Annotated in this window: 12 protein-coding genes; 9 read left to right on the forward strand and 3 right to left on the reverse strand. The window is 66.2% G+C overall.

All coding sequences use genetic code 11. The features are described from left to right. The first annotated feature begins 169 nt into the window (after nucleotides 1-169). Nucleotides 170-946, forward strand: coding sequence for a ferredoxin--NADP reductase (locus tag GPA25_RS11695; RefSeq protein WP_169260567.1), 777 nt, complete (start codon nucleotides 170-172; stop codon nucleotides 944-946). An 87-nt stretch (nucleotides 947-1,033) separates the two neighbouring features. On the opposite strand, the gene GPA25_RS11700 is transcribed toward GPA25_RS11695, so the two are convergent. After that, on the reverse strand, nucleotides 1,034-1,783 hold the full coding sequence (locus GPA25_RS11700; RefSeq protein ID WP_169260568.1) for a TorF family putative porin: 750 nt from the start codon (nucleotides 1,781-1,783) through the stop codon (nucleotides 1,034-1,036). 334 nt (nucleotides 1,784-2,117) lie between these two features. Between GPA25_RS11700 and GPA25_RS11705 the strand changes: the two genes are divergently transcribed. Further along, a complete protein-coding gene (locus GPA25_RS11705; RefSeq protein ID WP_169260569.1) occupies nucleotides 2,118-4,778 on the forward strand; it encodes a molybdopterin-dependent oxidoreductase in 2,661 nt (886 codons plus the stop codon). A 55-nt stretch (nucleotides 4,779-4,833) separates the two neighbouring features. Here GPA25_RS11705 and torT read toward each other — a convergent pair whose 3' ends face one another. After that, nucleotides 4,834-5,913 carry a TMAO reductase system periplasmic protein TorT gene (gene torT, locus GPA25_RS11710; RefSeq protein ID WP_169260570.1) on the reverse strand — a complete coding sequence of 360 codons (1,080 nt, stop codon included), beginning with the start codon at nucleotides 5,911-5,913 and terminating at the stop codon, nucleotides 4,834-4,836. Nucleotides 5,914-6,122: 209 nt separating this feature from the next. On the opposite strand from torT, the gene torS reads away from it, so the two are divergent. Beyond that, nucleotides 6,123-9,137: a TMAO reductase system sensor histidine kinase/response regulator TorS gene (gene torS, locus GPA25_RS11715; protein ID WP_211163075.1), complete on the forward strand. Its 3,015-nt coding sequence runs from the start codon at nucleotides 6,123-6,125 to the stop codon at nucleotides 9,135-9,137. Nucleotides 9,138-9,141: 4 nt separating this feature from the next. Here the strand turns inward: torS and GPA25_RS11720 are convergent, their stop codons facing one another. After that, entirely contained in the window at nucleotides 9,142-9,867 is a 726-nt protein-coding gene (locus GPA25_RS11720; RefSeq protein ID WP_169260572.1) for a response regulator, read from the reverse strand. Between the two features lie 319 nt (nucleotides 9,868-10,186). Between GPA25_RS11720 and GPA25_RS11725 the strand changes: the two genes are divergently transcribed. The 6 genes from GPA25_RS11725 to GPA25_RS11750 all read left to right on the forward strand — a co-directional run bounded on the left by GPA25_RS11725 (nucleotide 10,187) and on the right by GPA25_RS11750 (nucleotide 15,869). Further along, a complete protein-coding gene (locus tag GPA25_RS11725) occupies nucleotides 10,187-10,507 on the forward strand; it encodes a hypothetical protein (protein ID WP_169260573.1) in 321 nt (106 codons plus the stop codon). A 207-nt stretch (nucleotides 10,508-10,714) separates the two neighbouring features. Next, the gene (locus GPA25_RS11730; protein ID WP_169260574.1) at nucleotides 10,715-11,842 is read left to right on the forward strand and encodes a WD40/YVTN/BNR-like repeat-containing protein; all 1,128 of its coding nucleotides are present in this window, start codon (nucleotides 10,715-10,717) and stop codon (nucleotides 11,840-11,842) included. After that, entirely contained in the window at nucleotides 11,839-12,105 is a 267-nt protein-coding gene (locus tag GPA25_RS11735; RefSeq protein ID WP_211163076.1) for a MoaD/ThiS family protein, read from the forward strand. Before GPA25_RS11730 ends, GPA25_RS11735 begins: the two co-directional genes overlap by 4 nt. A gap of 108 nt (nucleotides 12,106-12,213) precedes the next feature. After that, nucleotides 12,214-14,031: an ankyrin repeat domain-containing protein gene (locus GPA25_RS11740; protein ID WP_169260575.1), complete on the forward strand. Its 1,818-nt coding sequence runs from the start codon at nucleotides 12,214-12,216 to the stop codon at nucleotides 14,029-14,031. A 133-nt stretch (nucleotides 14,032-14,164) separates the two neighbouring features. Then, nucleotides 14,165-14,572: a VOC family protein gene (locus GPA25_RS11745; RefSeq protein ID WP_169260576.1), complete on the forward strand. Its 408-nt coding sequence runs from the start codon at nucleotides 14,165-14,167 to the stop codon at nucleotides 14,570-14,572. A gap of 130 nt (nucleotides 14,573-14,702) precedes the next feature. Further along, nucleotides 14,703-15,869, forward strand: coding sequence for a DUF3108 domain-containing protein (locus tag GPA25_RS11750; RefSeq protein WP_169260577.1), 1,167 nt, complete (start codon nucleotides 14,703-14,705; stop codon nucleotides 15,867-15,869). Nucleotides 15,870-16,134: the final 265 nt, after the last annotated feature.

A 16,134-nucleotide genomic window follows, 5' to 3' on the forward strand; every position in this document is an offset into this window, starting at 1 on the left:
ACGCTGGCAACTGCGACGACAGCGTCCCGATCAACGCGCAAGAACCCTTCCAGCGCGAGGCCCCAAGACCGGCCATTTATATAACTTATTGGACAGACCATATAGCCCGCGACGCTGCATGGCCGCAGTACAATGCGCGCCTTCCGTGCAAAGAACAGAAAAAGCAGCCATGGCAGCATACATCACCGAAAAGATCGTCAGCGTGCATCACTGGAACGACACGCTGTTCTCCTTCACGACGACGCGCGACCGCGCGCTGCGCTACGAAAACGGCCAGTTCGTGATGATCGGACTGGAAGTCGACGGTCGCCCGCTGACGCGTGCCTATTCGATCGCCAGCGCAAACTACGAGGAAAACCTTGAGTTCTTCAGCATCAAGGTGGCCGACGGCCCGCTGACCTCGCGCCTGCAGAAAGTGCAGCCGGGCGACGAACTGCTGGTATCGCGCAAGCCGACCGGCACGCTGGTGCTGCACGACCTGTTGCCGGGCAAGCACCTGTACCTGTTCTCGACCGGCACCGGACTCGCGCCCTTCATGAGCGTGATCCGCGATCTCGACGTATATGAGCGCTTCGAGAAGGTCATCCTGATCCATGGCGTACGCACCGTCAGCGAAGTCGCCTACGAGCACTACATCACCCACGAGTTGCCGCAGCACGAGTTCCTCGGCGACGCGGTGCGCGAAAAGCTGATCTACTACCCGACCGTCACGCGCGAGCCTTTCCGCAACCAGGGCCGCCTCACCGACCTGATCGAAAGCGGCAAACTGTTCGAGGACATCGGCCTGCCGCCGCTCGACCCGGCCGTCGACCGCGTGATGATCTGCGGCAGCGCCGCGATGCTGAAGGACTCCCGCGAACTGCTCGACCGCCGCGGCTTCAAGATGTCCAGGCGCATCGGCGAGCCGGGCGACTACGTCATCGAGCACGCCTTCGTCGAAAAGTAAGGCGGCACTTCGCCGCATGGCATCGCAGGGGCGCCGCGGCGCCCCTTGTGTTTTTCGGCGTGCCCCGTCGGGTGCCAAGCCTCGCCGTCAGAAACTCTTGGATACCGCGAACACGACGCGTTCCTTGAAGATCTTGCGTCCCGACGGACTGCCATAAACTTTGTGCCCGCGATCGATGTCGGTGTCGTGGTAGCGCAGGTCGAAGTCGAGGCCCCACAATTTTTTCGTGACGCCGACGTTCCAGTGGCGCCAGCCTTCGGCGCCGTCGCCGGTCAGCTCCTGGTAGCCGAAGGAGCCATCGACCGAAAAATCGTGGGGGAGCGCAACTTTCGGGTGGATCGCGTAGTTCACGCCTTTCCAGCCGTTGACGCCGAACCAGTCGTCGAGCGTCGGCGTCACTTCCAGCTTCAGATTGACCGGCCCGAACTGCTTGCTGACGTACATGTAGAGTTCGGAATAGTTGTAACGGCTGGCGCCCGGGTACTGGTAGGCGAAGGCCATGACATTGTAAGCGACGCCGCTATCGCCGATGTCGCCGTACTTGCCGACGTAAGGGCCGACCACGGCGGAGATGTCGGGCGAGCCCTCGAACTTGTTGGTCGAGCCGAAGTAGCCGACATAGGCACCGCTCGAGTGGGTCCATGTCAGCGACGCCTGGACCGCGGGGATCTCGCCGCTGACCGTTTCCGATTCGCCGCGGAAGACGTAGTCGGTGGCAAATTTGACCGATCCGCCGATCGTCCCGCCGAGCACTTCCGGCTTGTCCTCCGCGAAAGCGGTGTGGGTCAGCGCGACCGCGATGCTCGCGATCATCAGTCTTGAATAGTGGCCGTTCATGGTGTTCTCCCGTCATCGTCGTTGCAATTCGTGCGCGGTCCGAGGGACCCGTTCGAGACTGGATGATGGGGATCGGCGATGAACGGCACTGTCGAAAATGGTGAATGACGGTGGCAGTTTGTAAGTCGTCAGAACGCGGCATATCGGTTTAAAAACAAGCCCATGGATTCGTGACGACCTGGCGGAAGGTGAATGGTCGGGCGTCCCGTTAACATCGATTAACCAAACTCAACCAAGTCCCAACAAAACGAATCCGTCTGTTCATCGGCCGTCTCTAGGATGGTGGTCAGGTAGCGCTTTCGGGCAAGGCCGACACTGATCAGGAGATGCAATCATGGGCATTACAAGAAGGGAATTTCTCAAGGCGTCCGTCGCCTCCGCCGTCGCGGCGAACGGTCTGACCTGGTTTGGCGCGAGCGACGTCTTCGGCGCCGACACCGTCGTGATTCCGAGCGCGAGCCACTGGGGACCGTTCAAGGCGGTGGTCAAGAAAGGCGTGCTGGTCGGTATTCAGCCGCTCACCGATATCGACGCAATGCCGACCAAGATGCTCACCGAAGGGCTGATCAGCCGCGTTTATCACAAGACGCGCGTTCAGTACCCGATGGTGCGCAAGTCCTATCTCGCGAACCCGATGGGCGACACCAAGCCGCATCTGCGCGGCAAGGAACCTTTCGTGCGCGTGGGCTGGGACGAAATCCTCGCGATCACCGCGAACGCGATCCTGACGACCGCCGAGAAATACGGCAACGAAGCCGTGTTCAGCAGCTCCTACGGCGGCTGGTCGCACGCCGGCCTGTTGCGCCCGCAAGTGTTGCAGGGGCGCCTGTTCGGCCTGATCGGCGGCCATTCGGTGACCACCGGCGACTATTCCGGCGGCGCCTCGCAGGTCAGCCTGCCGCACATCATCGGCGACATGGAAGTGTATTCGCCACAGACCGCGTGGGAAGTGATGGCCGAGCACACCGAAGTCATGGTGTGGATCGGCTGCGATCCGTGGAAGAACAATCGCATCGAATACACGGTGGCCGACCACCAGATGTTCCCGCGCTGGAAGGCGATCAAGAATCGCGGCGTGAAGTTCATCTCGATCAACCCGCAATACACGACGACCGACGAGGCGCTCGGCTCGGAGTGGGTGAAGATCGTGCCCAACACCGACACCGCGCTGTTCCTCGCGATGGCCTACCACGTGTATACGACGGGCAAGTACGACAAGGCCTACCTCGACAAGTACACGGTCGGCTTCGACAAGTTCCTGCCCTACCTGCTCGGCAAGGATGCCGACGGCACGCCGCCCAAGACCCCCGAATGGGCGGCGAAGATCACCGGCATCCCGGCGCGGAAGATCGTCGAACTGGCGGAGCTGTTCGCGACCAAGCGCACCCAGTTCGCCGGCGCCTGGGCGCTGCAGCGCGCGCACCACGGCGAGATGACGCACTGGGCGATCATCAACTTCGCCGCGATGCTCGGCAAGATCGGCAAGCCCGGCCAGGGTGTCGGCTTCAGCTGGCACTACGGCGGTGGCGGCATGCCGCAGTCGAACCACCCGATGCCGGTCGGCCTGTCGCAGGGCCGCAACCCGGTGAAGGCGCGCTGCCCGGCGTCGCGCATCAGCGAGATGCTGATGAACCCCGGCAAGCAATACACGCGTGACGGCGCGGTGCACACCTATCCGAACGCCAAGCTGATCTACAACGCCGGCAACAACTTCATGTCGCACCAGCAGAACACCAACGAGCTGCTGCGCGCGATGAACCGGCAGGTCGATACGGTGATCTGCCAGGACCCGTGGTGGTGCGCCTCGTCGCGCTTCGCCGACATCGTGCTGCCGGCGACTTCGGCGCTCGAACGTGACGACATGAGCTCCGGCGGCACCTACAGCAACGACAAGATCTACGCGATGCGCCAGGTGATCCAGCCGTACGGCGAGAGCCTCGACGACTTCGAGATCTTCCGCCGCCTGGGCGAGCTGATGGGCGTCGGCTTCCAGTTCTCCGAAGGCAAGACCGTGCAGCAGATCCTGCGCGAGTCGTACGACCGCACGAACCCGACCGTACCCTTCGACGAGTTCTGGGAAAAGGGCATGGTCAAGATCGACGTACCCGAGAAGATGCGCCAGTGGGTGCGACACGGCGACTTCTACACGGATCCGGTGAAGAGCCCGCTGCACACCAAGTCCGGCAAGATCGAGCTGTACTGCTCCGAGATCGACAGCTTCAAGATCGCCGACTGCCCGCCGATCCCCAAATTCCTCGAACCGGCCGAATACCTCGGCAACGCCAAGCCCGGCCAGGTGCATGTCGTCAGCCCGCACCCGTTCAACCGCGTCCATTCGCAGATGGCGCAGGCCGACGTGCGCAAGTACGAGAACGTCAAGGGCCGCCAGCATGTGCGCATCAGCGTCGAGGACGCCAAGGCCAACGGCATCAAGGACGGCGACCTCGTCGAACTGCACAACGAGCGCGGCGCGCTGATCGCCGGGGCGGTGGTCACCGACCAGATCATGAAAGGCGTGGTCAGCCTCGAGGAAGGCAACTGGATCCAGCTCGACTCGCGCGGACGCTGCAACAGCGGCGCGATCAACATGATCACGACCAGCGTCGCGTCGAGCGGGCTGAGCCAGGCGACCAGCGCCAACACCTGCATCGCGAGCCTGAAGAAATGCACCGATGCCGAGTCCGAGAACCGCGCCTATGAGCCGCCCCCGATCGAGACCGCCGGCAAGCTTGCGCTCGACGTGGCGAGCATGAAGCTGATGGAGCGCGCCGCCGAGCTCAAGGGCGCGACGATGGCGAGCATGTCGGCAGGCGAAAAGCTCTTCTACGAACGCTGCACGCTATGCCATGTGCCGCGCGAACCGGGCGACTACACGAAGAAGCAGTGGCACGGCATCACGCAGAGCATGTTCCCGCGCGCCGGCCTCGACGACACGCAGAAGAAGATCGTGCTGGACTTCCTCGAGAAGAACGCCAAGGACGCCGCCGCAATGTAAGCACCGGCGCCCCGACCGGGGCGTCCCGGCACGAAGCCCGGCCACGAGCCGGGCTTCATTTCGTCGACGCGGGCGGAAAACTGAACTGCGGCGTGAAGGTGCTCGGCGGCAGCGAATCGTCGAGATCGATGCGTTTCAGCCCATCGCGGTCGACGACCTGTACGTGCGGACCGATATGTCGCGCAAACCTCCGCCCTTCGAGCAGATCGACCGCCTGGCCGACCGACAGCCGCCCCTGCAGCACCGGCGCGTCGGACGGCGCCGCGACGATGCGGCCGCGCAGGATGCCGCGATACACCGCCGGGGTGAAATAGGTCGCGACGATGCCGACGCCGTCCTGCCGGCCGCGCTCGCGCAGCACGCTGATCGCCGCCTCGGCCATCAGCGCATTGCCGACCAGGTAGCGGACTTCGGGATGCTGATCGAGGGTGCCCTGCACGAGGTTGCGCTGGATCGATTTCGCGGTGTCGCCCCATGCGGTACTGCGGATCACGATGCGGCTGTTCGCGATCGCGTCGCGAAAGCCGCGGTCGACGAAAGGCACCCAGCCGGCGCCCTGCGGGCCCGGAAACCACGCGATCGGGATCTCCTCCCCGCGTCCCGGGTGACGCCGGACGAGGTATTCGCCGGTCAGTCGTCCCATCTCATGCCACGACACGCCGACCTTCGCCGCGATGCCTTCGCCAGCGACATCGTTGACGGTGGCGAGTACCGGAATGCGCCGCGCCACTTCGCCGATCACGTCGGACAGGCCGTCGAACGACACCGTGCCGACGATGACCGCGTCGACCGCCGGGTCGCTGCCGCAGGCCTTGAACTGCTCGCGCTGGATCTGCAGGTTCGGATAGCCGCCGGCCTCGACGAAGCGCACCTCGACGCCGAGCCGCCGCGCCTCGTCGATCATGCCGTAATTGACGCCCAGCCAGTACGCGTCCTTGATGTGCGGAAACGCCGCGCACAAGGTCCAGCGACGCGTTGCGGGCCGCACGGGCGCGTAGGCTACCGGCGTGCCGGGCTGCGTGTAGTCGTCAGGAGCTTCCCAGCGCATGATTTCCCGCGCGGCGACTGCCGGCAACGGAACGCTGCCGCACAGATCCAGCAGCACGCTCGCAACGACGACGGGGAAACGCCGCATGGATGGTCTCTCGAGGGGGAAGGCGGGCGTTCGCAGCGCCGCCACCGAACCCGCGGTCGCGCCGCGGGATGCCGCAAACACCCGCCGTTGCCTGACACCGGGCGGGCGCGCAAAATGTTAGTCCAATCGCCAAGCGGGGACAACGTCATTCCCACTAGACTTTCCGTCGTCGTCCCTCCACGGCACCGCCGGCAAGCGGGCCAGGAATGATGGCTTGGATCAAGCGCCTCGACGCGCGCCTCGGCCTGATCGGCAAGCTCATCGTCGTCCTGGCCGCGGGCGCACTGCTCACCGTGGTCATCGCCGCGACCGCGTGGGTGAGCTTTCAGCAGGTGGTCGCCACGCAGCGCGCGATCATCGACGACGCGGTGCCTGCGATGAGTGCGGTGCAGGCGGTGGCGCGTCTCAACATGCGTGTCGCCACGGTGGTCGAACAACTTGGCCGCGCGGAATCGACCGCCGAAGTCGATCGCCTGCAGCAGGCGTCGGGCGAGCAGCTTTCCGAGATGCGCGGCCTGCTGCAGCGTCTTGAGCAACGGCATTTCGAACCGGGCCTCGGCACGGCGGTCGCCGCAACGCTCGATTCGATCGGCACGAACCTCGTGCGTCAGGCGGACGAAGTGCGCCGCCGCCTGGAACTCGGGCAACGCGAACAGACCCTGCGCGCCGAGCATCAGCGTGCCGTGCTGGCGCTGGTGATGCTGTCCGAGTCGCTCGCGGCGAACGCCTCGACGGCGACAACGGCGACCATTTCCAGCCTGTATCCGCTGATCGGCGGCAATCCGCCGAAGGAGCGTGTCTTCGCATCGCTCGACCGCCTGATCGAGGTCAACATCGACCGCATGGAGCGCATGGCCGAATTCCAGCTCGTGTGTTTTAACCTCAAGACACTGCTCGAACGCCTCGAACGCGAGGAGAACCCGGACGCACTCCCGCCCCTGCAGGCAAGTTTCAGCACGAATCTGGAAATCCTGCAGCGCCGCCTGCAGGACATTGGCGATCCGGGCCGCAAGGCGAGCGGGCTCGGGCATTACGCAGTCCTCACGACCGGTACAGCACCCGACGGGCTGTTCGCGATCCGCCGGCAACGGCTCGAACTGACGCAATCGTTTCAGCGCCTGAGCGACGACGGCGGCGCGCTGGCCGCGCAATTCGGCGACCAGGCCGGTGAGCTCGTCGCCGCCGCCGGCCGCGCGATCGACGTCGCCGGCGACCAGTCGAAGCGCGCGGTCGAACGCGGCATCATCGGTTTTCTTGCCGTCGCGGCGATGCTGTTTTTCGCCCTCATGGCGACCCTGTGGGTGCTGTTCCGCTACCACGTGCTCGGCCGGCTGCAGGGCATGGAGGCGGCGGTGCGCTCGCTGGCAAGCGGCAATCTCGACATCAGCATCGCCACCACCGGCAACGATCCGCTCGCGCCGCTCGGCCGCGCCCTCGAACAGTTCCGCGACAACGCCCGCGAACGGCTTCGGCTGGAAGCCGAATTGCTGCGCCACCAGCAGGAACTCGAAGACCAGGTCGCGTTACGCACCGCCGAACTGCAGCACAGCAACGCATTGCTCGAGCGCGAAGTCTCCGAACATGCCATCGCGCGCCGCGAAGCCGAGGAAGCCAACCGTGCGAAGAACGTGTTCCTCGCGACCCTCAGCCACGAACTGCGCACCCCGCTCAGCGGCGTCAGCGGCAGCGTGCAGTTGTTGCGCGACACCGGCCTTGACGCGCGCCAGCAGGAATATGTGCGCATGATCGGCTACGCGAACGCGACGCTGCTGGAGACCCTTGAGGACATGCTGAGCTTCTCGCGGCTGGAAGCGGGCAAACTCGATTTCGAGCATGTTCCCTTCGCGCTGAGCGACACGATCGACAACATGCTGGCGCTGCAGACCGTCTCGGCACGCGCCAAGGGCATCGCGCTGATTCGCGATATCGCCGCGACGGTGCCCGAAATCGTCGTCGGTGACCGCCGCAAGCTCAACCAGATCCTGCTCAATACCATCGGCAACGCGATCAAGTTCACCGACGAGGGCTCGGTGACGGTGTCGGTGCAAGGCGGGCCTGCGGCCGCGGGAGAGCGGGTGCGGCTGCGCTTCACGGTCAGCGATACCGGCATCGGCATCCCGGCCGATCAATGCACGGAAGTGTTCAAGCCCTTCGTGCAGGTCGAGGAGACCGCCCACCGGCGGCACGGCGGCACCGGCCTGGGGCTGGCGATCTGCCAGCGCCTGGTCGAGCTGATGGACGGCCGGATCGGACTCGAAAGCGTTCCGGGACAAGGCACACAACTCAGCTTCGAGTTGCCCTTCGAAGTCGGCAGCGACATTCCGCAGCCGCTTGCAGCCGCCCCGGTGGCGCGCTCGCCGCAACGGCCGCTCGACGTGCTCGTCGTCGAGGACGACGAGATCAATCGCATCGTCAGCGTGCGCTACCTCGAATCCCTTGGCCACCGGCCGCTGACGGCCGCTGACGGCGACGAGGCCATCGCGCTGCTCGGCCAGCGCCGCGACCCGATCGACCTCGTGCTGATGGACATCAGCCTGCCCGGCGCCTCGGGGCTGGAAGTTACGCGGGCCATTCGCGAACTCGCCGGGGGGCGCTGGGCAACGCTGCCGGTCATTGCGATGTCGGCGCACGTTTCGGCCGATGCGACGGACAAATACGTCGCCGCGGGCATGGCCGGGTTCCTCAGCAAACCGTTCGACCGTGCCGATCTCGCGCGCGCACTGGCGGCGGTGACGCAGGCCGCCGCGCCAGCGCAAACAGGCCGGAGTGGCGAAACCGGGCCGGCACCCGCCGATGTCCCGGCTGCTTCGGCCACCGACCGCGCATCACCCGAAGCGCTGCTCGACCACGACTATCTTGCCGGCGAAATCGAAACGCTCGGCGCTGGCACGCTCGCGCACCTGCTCGAACTCTTCCGTGACGACGCCCGGGAAGCCTTTGGCGAATTCGAGCGCTGTATCGCGGCGCAGGACTGGCAGGCCCTAGGCAAGCGCGCCCACCGCCTGCGCAGCGCCGCCGGCAATCTCGGCTTCACGCGCGTCATCGCCGAATCGCGGCAGCTTGAAACGGCAACGGGCGGCACAGGCAGCGACGCAAAATCCGAGCTCGCCACGATTGCCCCGCTGGTCGAACGTCTGCACGGCAGCTGCCGGCTCAGTTGCGACGCCTTAGCGCAGCAATTGGCGGACGCCGGGAACCGGTCCCCCGGCCGCGGCCTCACTTGAGGCGCTATGACTTGACGTCGGCAACAAGCAGATAGCCCTCGCCACGCACGGTGATGATCAGCTCCGGATTCTTCGGATCATCTTCAAGCTTGTCGCGCAGCCGCGAAATCAGCACGTCGATCGTGCGATCGTTCGGATCCCACGCACGGTGGCTGACACTCTGCATCAACCGTTCGCGGCTCAGCACGACACCGGGACGGCGCACGAGGCTGGAAAGCAGCTCGAACTCGCCGCGCGTCAGGCTTTCCTTCTTGCCGTCGGCTGCGACCAGTCGCCGATGGGCAATGTCGAGACTCCAACGACCGAAGCTGCACGTCTGGCGTTCCTGCGCCACCGGCCGGTTGCGGTGTCCGCGCAGGATGATCTTCACGCGCGCGAGCAGTTCGCGCGAATTGAACGGCTTCGTGACGTAGTCGTCGGCGCCTGACTCGAGGCCGACGATCTTGTCGATGTCGTCGTTGCGGCCGGTGACGAGGATGATGCCGAGATGTTCGTCATGCGCGCGCAGCTCGCGCGCAAGCTCCAAGCCGTCCTTGCCCGGTAGGCCGACATCGAGCAGAACGACGTCGATCGCTTCGGAGCGCAGGATGCGCCACATGTCCTCGCCGTTGTTCGCGACAATGACGGCATAGCCCTCATTGGAGAAATACGCGGTGAGGCGCGCGCAGGTGACGGGATCGTCATCGACGACGAGAAGCCTGGAGGGTCGATTCTCGATCACGGCGGGCAAGCAACCAGTGTTGGCGGGCGGGACAGTCTGCCACTTCGGTGCGCCACGAATGGCGCTTCCGGCAATTATATCGGGATTCGCTGCACGCAACGCCCGCCGCGGTCGGTTATCGGGCTGGCAGACGTGCGCGCGGTAAAGGAAGGCCACCGCGAGCACCTGTCGTCCGCAAACGATGTCACCCGAACAGGGTAGTCACGCGTTATATTCCTGCACGCAGGTGCAAGACCGCAGTTCTCGACAAGACCTCTCCGGAACACCGCCGGTGGCAGGAGGCGTAATACGCCACGCGGACCGACCCGGATCACAAGGAGATACCCGCATGTCCCGATTGATCACCGCCGTCCTCGCCACCCTGTTCGTCGCCGGCACCGCGTTCGCGCAGGCACCGGCCGCGGCACCCGCCGCAGGAGCCACCGCAGCGCCTGCGGGCGATTCGATGTGCGAATCCAAGGCCGTCGACAAGAACGGCAAGCCGCTTGCCGGCGCCGCCAAGTCGTCCTTCATGAAGAAGTGCCACGGCGACGCCGTGAACACGGAATGTTCGGCGAAGGCGCTCGACAAGAACGGCAAGGCGCTCGCGGGCGCCGCCAAGAACTCGTTCATGAAGAAGTGCATGGCCGACATGAAGGCCGCCAAGTAGGACAGGACGCGCGACCGCAGGACGTGCCGGCCCGGTGGCCGGCATTTTTTTGGCTGCGGACAAGTGGTCGCGCCAACGACGGAAACCCGAGCATCTGCAGGGGCCGGGCGCCATCCCGGGGCTCGGGCTGCCCCCCGCCCGACGCAACCACGTCCTTGTTTCCCGGCATAGAAAAACTATTCTGAGAACTCTAAGGAGGATCAGCGCATGGACCAGAGCATATTGCTGGTGGGGACGCGCAAGGGCGCCTTCATCCTGCACGACGACGGCGGACGCAAGGACTGGCGCGTTTCCGGTCCGCACTTTCTCGGCTCCGCGGTGCATCACATGGTGCTCGACCGGCGTGACGGCAAAACGCTGCTGCTCGGCACCCGTCCGGGACATCTCGGCCCGACGGTGTTCCGCTCCAGCGACCTCGGTGCGCACTGGCAGGAAGCCGCGAAACCACCGGCCTTCGCCCCGGCGGCGGACCCCGCGGCGGCGGCAGCGAGCGTCGACATCGTCTTCTGGCTTACCCCCGGCCATGCCGACGACGCGGGCGTGTGGTATGCGGGAACCGTGCCGCCGGGCCTGTTCCGCTCGGCCGACGGCGGCAACACCTGGCAGGAAGTGGCGGGCCTCAACAGCGGCTATCTGCCGGGCATCCAGCAGTACATCGGGGCGGTTCCGGGCGGCCCGCCGCTGCATTCGATCTGCATCGATCCGCGCGACGCCGCGCACATGTACATCGCCATTTCCTCGGGCGGCGTGTTCGAGACCGGCGACGCGGGCGAGACGTGGCGGCCGCTGAACCGCGGCGTCGCCGCGACCTTCATGCCCGACCCGGCCCCCGAACTGGGGCACGACCCGCACCGCGTCGCGCAGCACCCGCTGGCGCCCGACCGGCTCTACCAGCAGAACCACTGCGGTATCTACCGCCTGGATCGCCCCGGCGAGACCTGGCAACGCATCGGTGCCGCGATGCCCGCCGAGGTCGGCGACATCGGCTTCCCGGTGGTGCTGCACCCGCGCGACCCGGACACGCTGTGGGTATTTCCGATGGACGGCACCGAAAACTGGCCGCGCACGTCCCCCGATGGCCGGCCGGCGGTGTATTGCAGCCGGGATGGCGGCGAGAGTTGGGCACGCCAGGATGACGGGCTGCCGCGCGAACAGGCGTGGTGGACGGTCAAGCGCCAGGCCTTTTGCGTCGATTCAGGCGACCCGGCGGGCCTGTATTTCGGCACCACCAGCGGCCAGCTGTGGGCGAGCGCGGACGAAGGCGCGACGTGGCGCCGCATCGCCGAGCACCTGCCGGAAATCTTCGCGGTGGAGGCCGCGACGGTGTCGTCATGAGCGTGCGCGTCGTCGTCCCCGGCCAGCTCTACAGCTACACCGGCGGCCAGTCGAAGCTCGACGCTGACGGCGGCACGCTGGGCGAAGTCCTCGACGACCTCGACCGGCGCCACCCGGGACTGCGCTTCCGTGTCGTCGACGAACACGGGGCGATCCGGCCGCACGTGCGTTTCTACATCAACCGTGCGGCGGCGACGTCGCTGGCGCTGCCGCTCGCACCCGGCGACGAGTTGCTGATTGTCGGCGCGCTCAGCGGCGGCTAAGCGTAGGATTGTGCGCAGCCGACCGATCGCCGCCGTTGCGCGCCCGCGCCGGCGAGGGTCGCGGTCGGGCCGGGCACCCGGCAAACCAGCAGCCAGGAGCGCCACTGCATGGCCACTTCGGCGATCTTCATCAGCTATCGGCGCGATGACACGAGCGGTCACGCAGGTCGGGTGTTCGATCGCCTGTCACGGCACTTCGGCGCCGACCGGGTGTACCGCGACGTCGACTCCATCGGTGCCGGAGAGGACTTTGCCGACGCCATCCGGCACAAGATTCACCAGTCGGACGTCCTGCTCGTCCTGATCGGCAGGGACTGGCTCACGGCCACCGACGACGAAGGCCACTGGCGCCTCGCCGACGACAAGGACTTCGTGCGCGTCGAGATCGTCACCGCGCTGAAGCGCAAGATCCGCGTGATCCCGGTACTGCTGCAGGACGCCGCGATGCCCAGGGCGAAGGATCTGCCGGCCGATCTCGCGGCGCTGGCGCAGCGCAACGCTTTCGAAATCCGCGACACAAGCTTCGACCAGGACATCGCGCAGCTCATCCATGTCCTCGCACCGGGCTGGCGCCACAAGCTGTTCCGCCTCCTGCGGCAGCGCCCGCTGCATGCCGCCGCGCTCGCGCTGGCGGCGACGCTGCTGGGCCTGTGGGCTTACCCGCAATTCGTCGATACGCCCGACAAGGTGCGCGTGCGCATCAACCAGATGGGGCTCGCCTACGACGCCAACACCTTCGTCGATCTCGCGGAAAAGAACGACGCCCAAGCGGTCGCGCTGTATCTGCGCGCCGGCATGCCGGTCGACAGCGAGGACCATGTCGAAACCACTGGGCTGATGCGGGCAGCCCGCGCCGGGCACCTGGCGCTGGTGCAGGAACTCGTTGAACACGGCGCGGACGTCAATCGCGCCCTGCCGTGGGCCGCCGGAGCCGGGCAGCGCACCGTGCTGGACGCCCTGCTCGCAGAGAAACCGTCGCCCGAGGCGATCAACGAGGCGATGGTCGCAGCGGCCGACGGGCCTACGGAGATCATGCAGCTGCTGCTCGATCTGGGCGCCGCGGTCGATTACCCCGGCGATCGCGACACGGCGCTGGGCGCAGCCGCCAGCGCCTTGAACCTCGAGAGCGTCCGTCTGTTGCTGGCGCGCGGGGCGCACGTCAATGCCGAAACCGGCAATGGCTGGCAGCCCCTGCATCGCGCGGCCGACGCCAGCCGCCAGTCGGGCGAGGCACTGCAGCGTCAGCTCGAGCTCGTGCAGATGCTGCTCGACAAAGGCGCACAGCTCGAAGCGCGCACGCGCTCGATGCAGGGCTGGCAGCCCACCCCACTGCTGGTGGCGATCCGCAAGCCCGCGCCCGAGGTTGCGCGGCATCTCATCAAGAAGGGCGCCGATGTGAATGCGCAGACCGGCGACTTGAGTGGCAACACGGGGCACACCGCATTGATGGCAGCGGCAGACAATGGCCTCGCCGAGGTGGTGCAGGCCCTGCTGGCGAAGGGCGCATCGGTCAACGCCCGGGACAGCGCGGGGCAAACCGCGCTGATGCTGGCTGCCGGCGGATATCGCGGCACCCAGCCGGAAGTGGTGCGCCTGCTGCTCGACGCCGGTGCCGATGTCGATGCACGCAGCAACTCGGGCGCCACCGCATTGATCCGCTCCACCAGCCGCAACAATGAGGTGCTGCCGCTATTGCTGGAGCGCGGCGCCAACGTCCATGCTGCGACGCGCAACGGCTGGACGGCACTGATGGTCGCCGCCGAAGTCGGTCGGGATGCAGGCGTCCGTCTGCTGCTTGAAAAAGGTGCCGATCCCCGCCTCACCAATGAGGATGGTCTGAACGCCGCCGCCCTCGCGGCCAAGGGCGGTCACACCAAAGTCCTGCGGGCGCTCGGCGTGGCGCCCGCGCCAGTCCCCGCACAATAAGCGACGGCAACGCGCTGCCGGCTCCGCAAGCGCGGGGAATCCCCTGCCCTGCCTGCGAGCGCCCGGGAAATTGCGATTGAAAATCAGTTCGCGTCGGCTATGTTGAACCATCCTCATCCGCAGGAGCACACACATGGCCAGACAGATCTACGTCAATCTCCCGGTCAAGGAGCTCAAGCGCACCAGCGAGTTCTTCGGCGCCCTCGGCTTCGCCTTCGAGCCGAAGTTCTCCAACGACGACGCGATCTGCATGATCATCGCCGATAACATCTTCGTCATGCTGCTCGTCGAACGCTTCTTTCAGACCTTCATCAAGAAGGAAGTGTGCGACGCGAAGAAGAGCACCGAAGTCCTGCTCTGCCTGTCGTGCGACAGCCGCGATCACGTCAATGCGCTTGTGGCGAAAGCGGTTGCAGCCGGCGGTAGCATTCCGCGTGACGCGAAGGACCATGGATTCATGTACGAACACGCCTTCGAAGACCCTGATGGCCACATCTGGGAGCTGATCTACATGGAGCCGGACGCCGCCCCCGCCGACTGAGCGGCGCCCGCCTGCGCCGACGCTTTTTCTCGGCCGATCGGCGCGCGCACACGAGTCGCGCTAGAATTGCGCCCGCCCGCACCACAATGTTGCCGTCATCCCGGTTTTCGAACGGCGCGGGCGCTGATCCATGACCGCATCGATTCCCGCCTCCTCGCCCTTCGTCTCGCGCCGCCTGCTGCTTGCCATCGGGCTGTCGCTGCTGCTGCACGCCCTGCTGTTCATCGGGCCGCGCCTCGATCTGAGTCCGCTGCCCGATCTCAAGCCGCTCGATGTAAAGCTGGTGCACAGCGCGCCGAAACTCGAACCGCTTCAGGTTCCCGCAGCACCTCCGCCGGCACCGGCCAGGAAGAAACCCCCGCGCCCGAAGGAGCCCCCCCGCACGGCGCAGGCCGAACTCGGCGAGCAAAAGCTCGAACCGGCCGAGGTGCCCGTGGTGGCGGAGCAGCCGGAAGAACCGCCGCCTCTGGCCGAACCGCTGGAACAAAGCGAGCCCGTCCCCCCAAACGAGAACGTCGCATCCGCCGAAGCGCCCGAGTCCAGCGAGCCCGCGGCGACGGAAGACGCGATCCCGCCCGGCGACACGCCGGCCCCACCGAACGCCGCGCCGTCGGCAGGCACCGCCTGGCCGCGCGCCGGACGCATCAGCTATATGGCGCTGATGGGCGAGAAGCACATCCCGATGGGCAAATCGACCCACCAGTGGGAAGTCACCGCGGACGGGCAATACCGGATCTCCGAGCTGATGGAACCGACCTCCGTGTCGGAGATTCCCTGGTACCGGCCCGGTCGCACGCTGCGGGAGAGTTCCGGACACATCACCGCCACCGGCCTGCGACCGGAGCGTTTTGTCCAGCGCGAAGAAGGCCGTCCGGGCGAATTGCGTGCCGAACTGGACTGGTCGGCACAGGAAATCCGCAGCGGCGCCGGCAGCAGCGCACTGCCCGAAACGGCTCAGGACGCGCTGTCCTTGCTCTACCAGCTCGGCTATCCGGGCGTCGCGGCGGGCGGCGACCTGCCGGTGACCGTCGGGGGTGCGCTGCAGACCTACCGCATCGAGCAGCTCGGCGAAGAAACCGTGCGCCTGCCCTTCGGTGAACGCTGGCGCACGCAGCATGTCCGCGCCCGCTACGGCGCCGCGCGCGAAATGACGGATGTATGGCTGGCGACCGAGCACTTCGGGCTGCCCGTCCTGATCCGCCGGGTCGATGACAAAGGCGTCATCTACTACCTTGTGGCGACCGAAGTCCTGGTCAGCCACGAACCCTCGGGCGCGCCGCCGCCGACCGTTCGCTGAGCAGCTTGCGCGCCACGACGCGGATGCCGCGGTCCTCGCCGGTGCCGGGCAAGCCGCGGCAGGCATTGGCGAACGTGCCTGAAGGGTGATACGGCGTGATCAGGCCGTGCGACAACGACGAAGCACGCAAGTCAGGCATCCTGGCGCTGCCGGGCGGGTAGCAAGGGCCGTCCGCGGTCCGTTACGTCGCGTAACGATGCGATCGGCAATATTTCCGTGCTCCGCGTTCACAATGGCTTAAAAGGGCGGAAGATGTTGACTCGAC

This window comes from Aromatoleum diolicum, assembly GCF_012910955.1.
Classification (GTDB): domain Bacteria; phylum Pseudomonadota; class Gammaproteobacteria; order Burkholderiales; family Rhodocyclaceae; genus Aromatoleum; species Aromatoleum diolicum.

Excerpts from the sequence above, each read along its gene's own strand:
- GPA25_RS11725 (WP_169260573.1), top strand. The coding sequence starts at position 10,187 with ATGTCCCGATTGATCACCGCCGTCCTCGCCACCCTGTTCGTCGCCGGC.
- GPA25_RS11740 (WP_169260575.1), top strand. The coding sequence starts at position 12,214 with ATGGCCACTTCGGCGATCTTCATCAGCTATCGGCGCGATGACACGAGC.
- GPA25_RS11700 (WP_169260568.1), bottom strand. The coding sequence starts at position 1,783 with ATGAACGGCCACTATTCAAGACTGATGATCGCGAGCATCGCGGTCGCG.
- GPA25_RS11735 (WP_211163076.1), top strand. The coding sequence starts at position 11,839 with ATGAGCGTGCGCGTCGTCGTCCCCGGCCAGCTCTACAGCTACACCGGC.
- GPA25_RS11745 (WP_169260576.1), top strand. The coding sequence starts at position 14,165 with ATGGCCAGACAGATCTACGTCAATCTCCCGGTCAAGGAGCTCAAGCGC.
- GPA25_RS11705 (WP_169260569.1), top strand. The coding sequence starts at position 2,118 with ATGGGCATTACAAGAAGGGAATTTCTCAAGGCGTCCGTCGCCTCCGCC.
- torS (WP_211163075.1), top strand. The coding sequence starts at position 6,123 with ATGGCTTGGATCAAGCGCCTCGACGCGCGCCTCGGCCTGATCGGCAAG.
- torT (WP_169260570.1), bottom strand. The coding sequence starts at position 5,913 with ATGCGGCGTTTCCCCGTCGTCGTTGCGAGCGTGCTGCTGGATCTGTGC.
- GPA25_RS11730 (WP_169260574.1), top strand. The coding sequence starts at position 10,715 with ATGGACCAGAGCATATTGCTGGTGGGGACGCGCAAGGGCGCCTTCATC.
- GPA25_RS11695 (WP_169260567.1), top strand. The coding sequence starts at position 170 with ATGGCAGCATACATCACCGAAAAGATCGTCAGCGTGCATCACTGGAAC.
- GPA25_RS11750 (WP_169260577.1), top strand. The coding sequence starts at position 14,703 with ATGACCGCATCGATTCCCGCCTCCTCGCCCTTCGTCTCGCGCCGCCTG.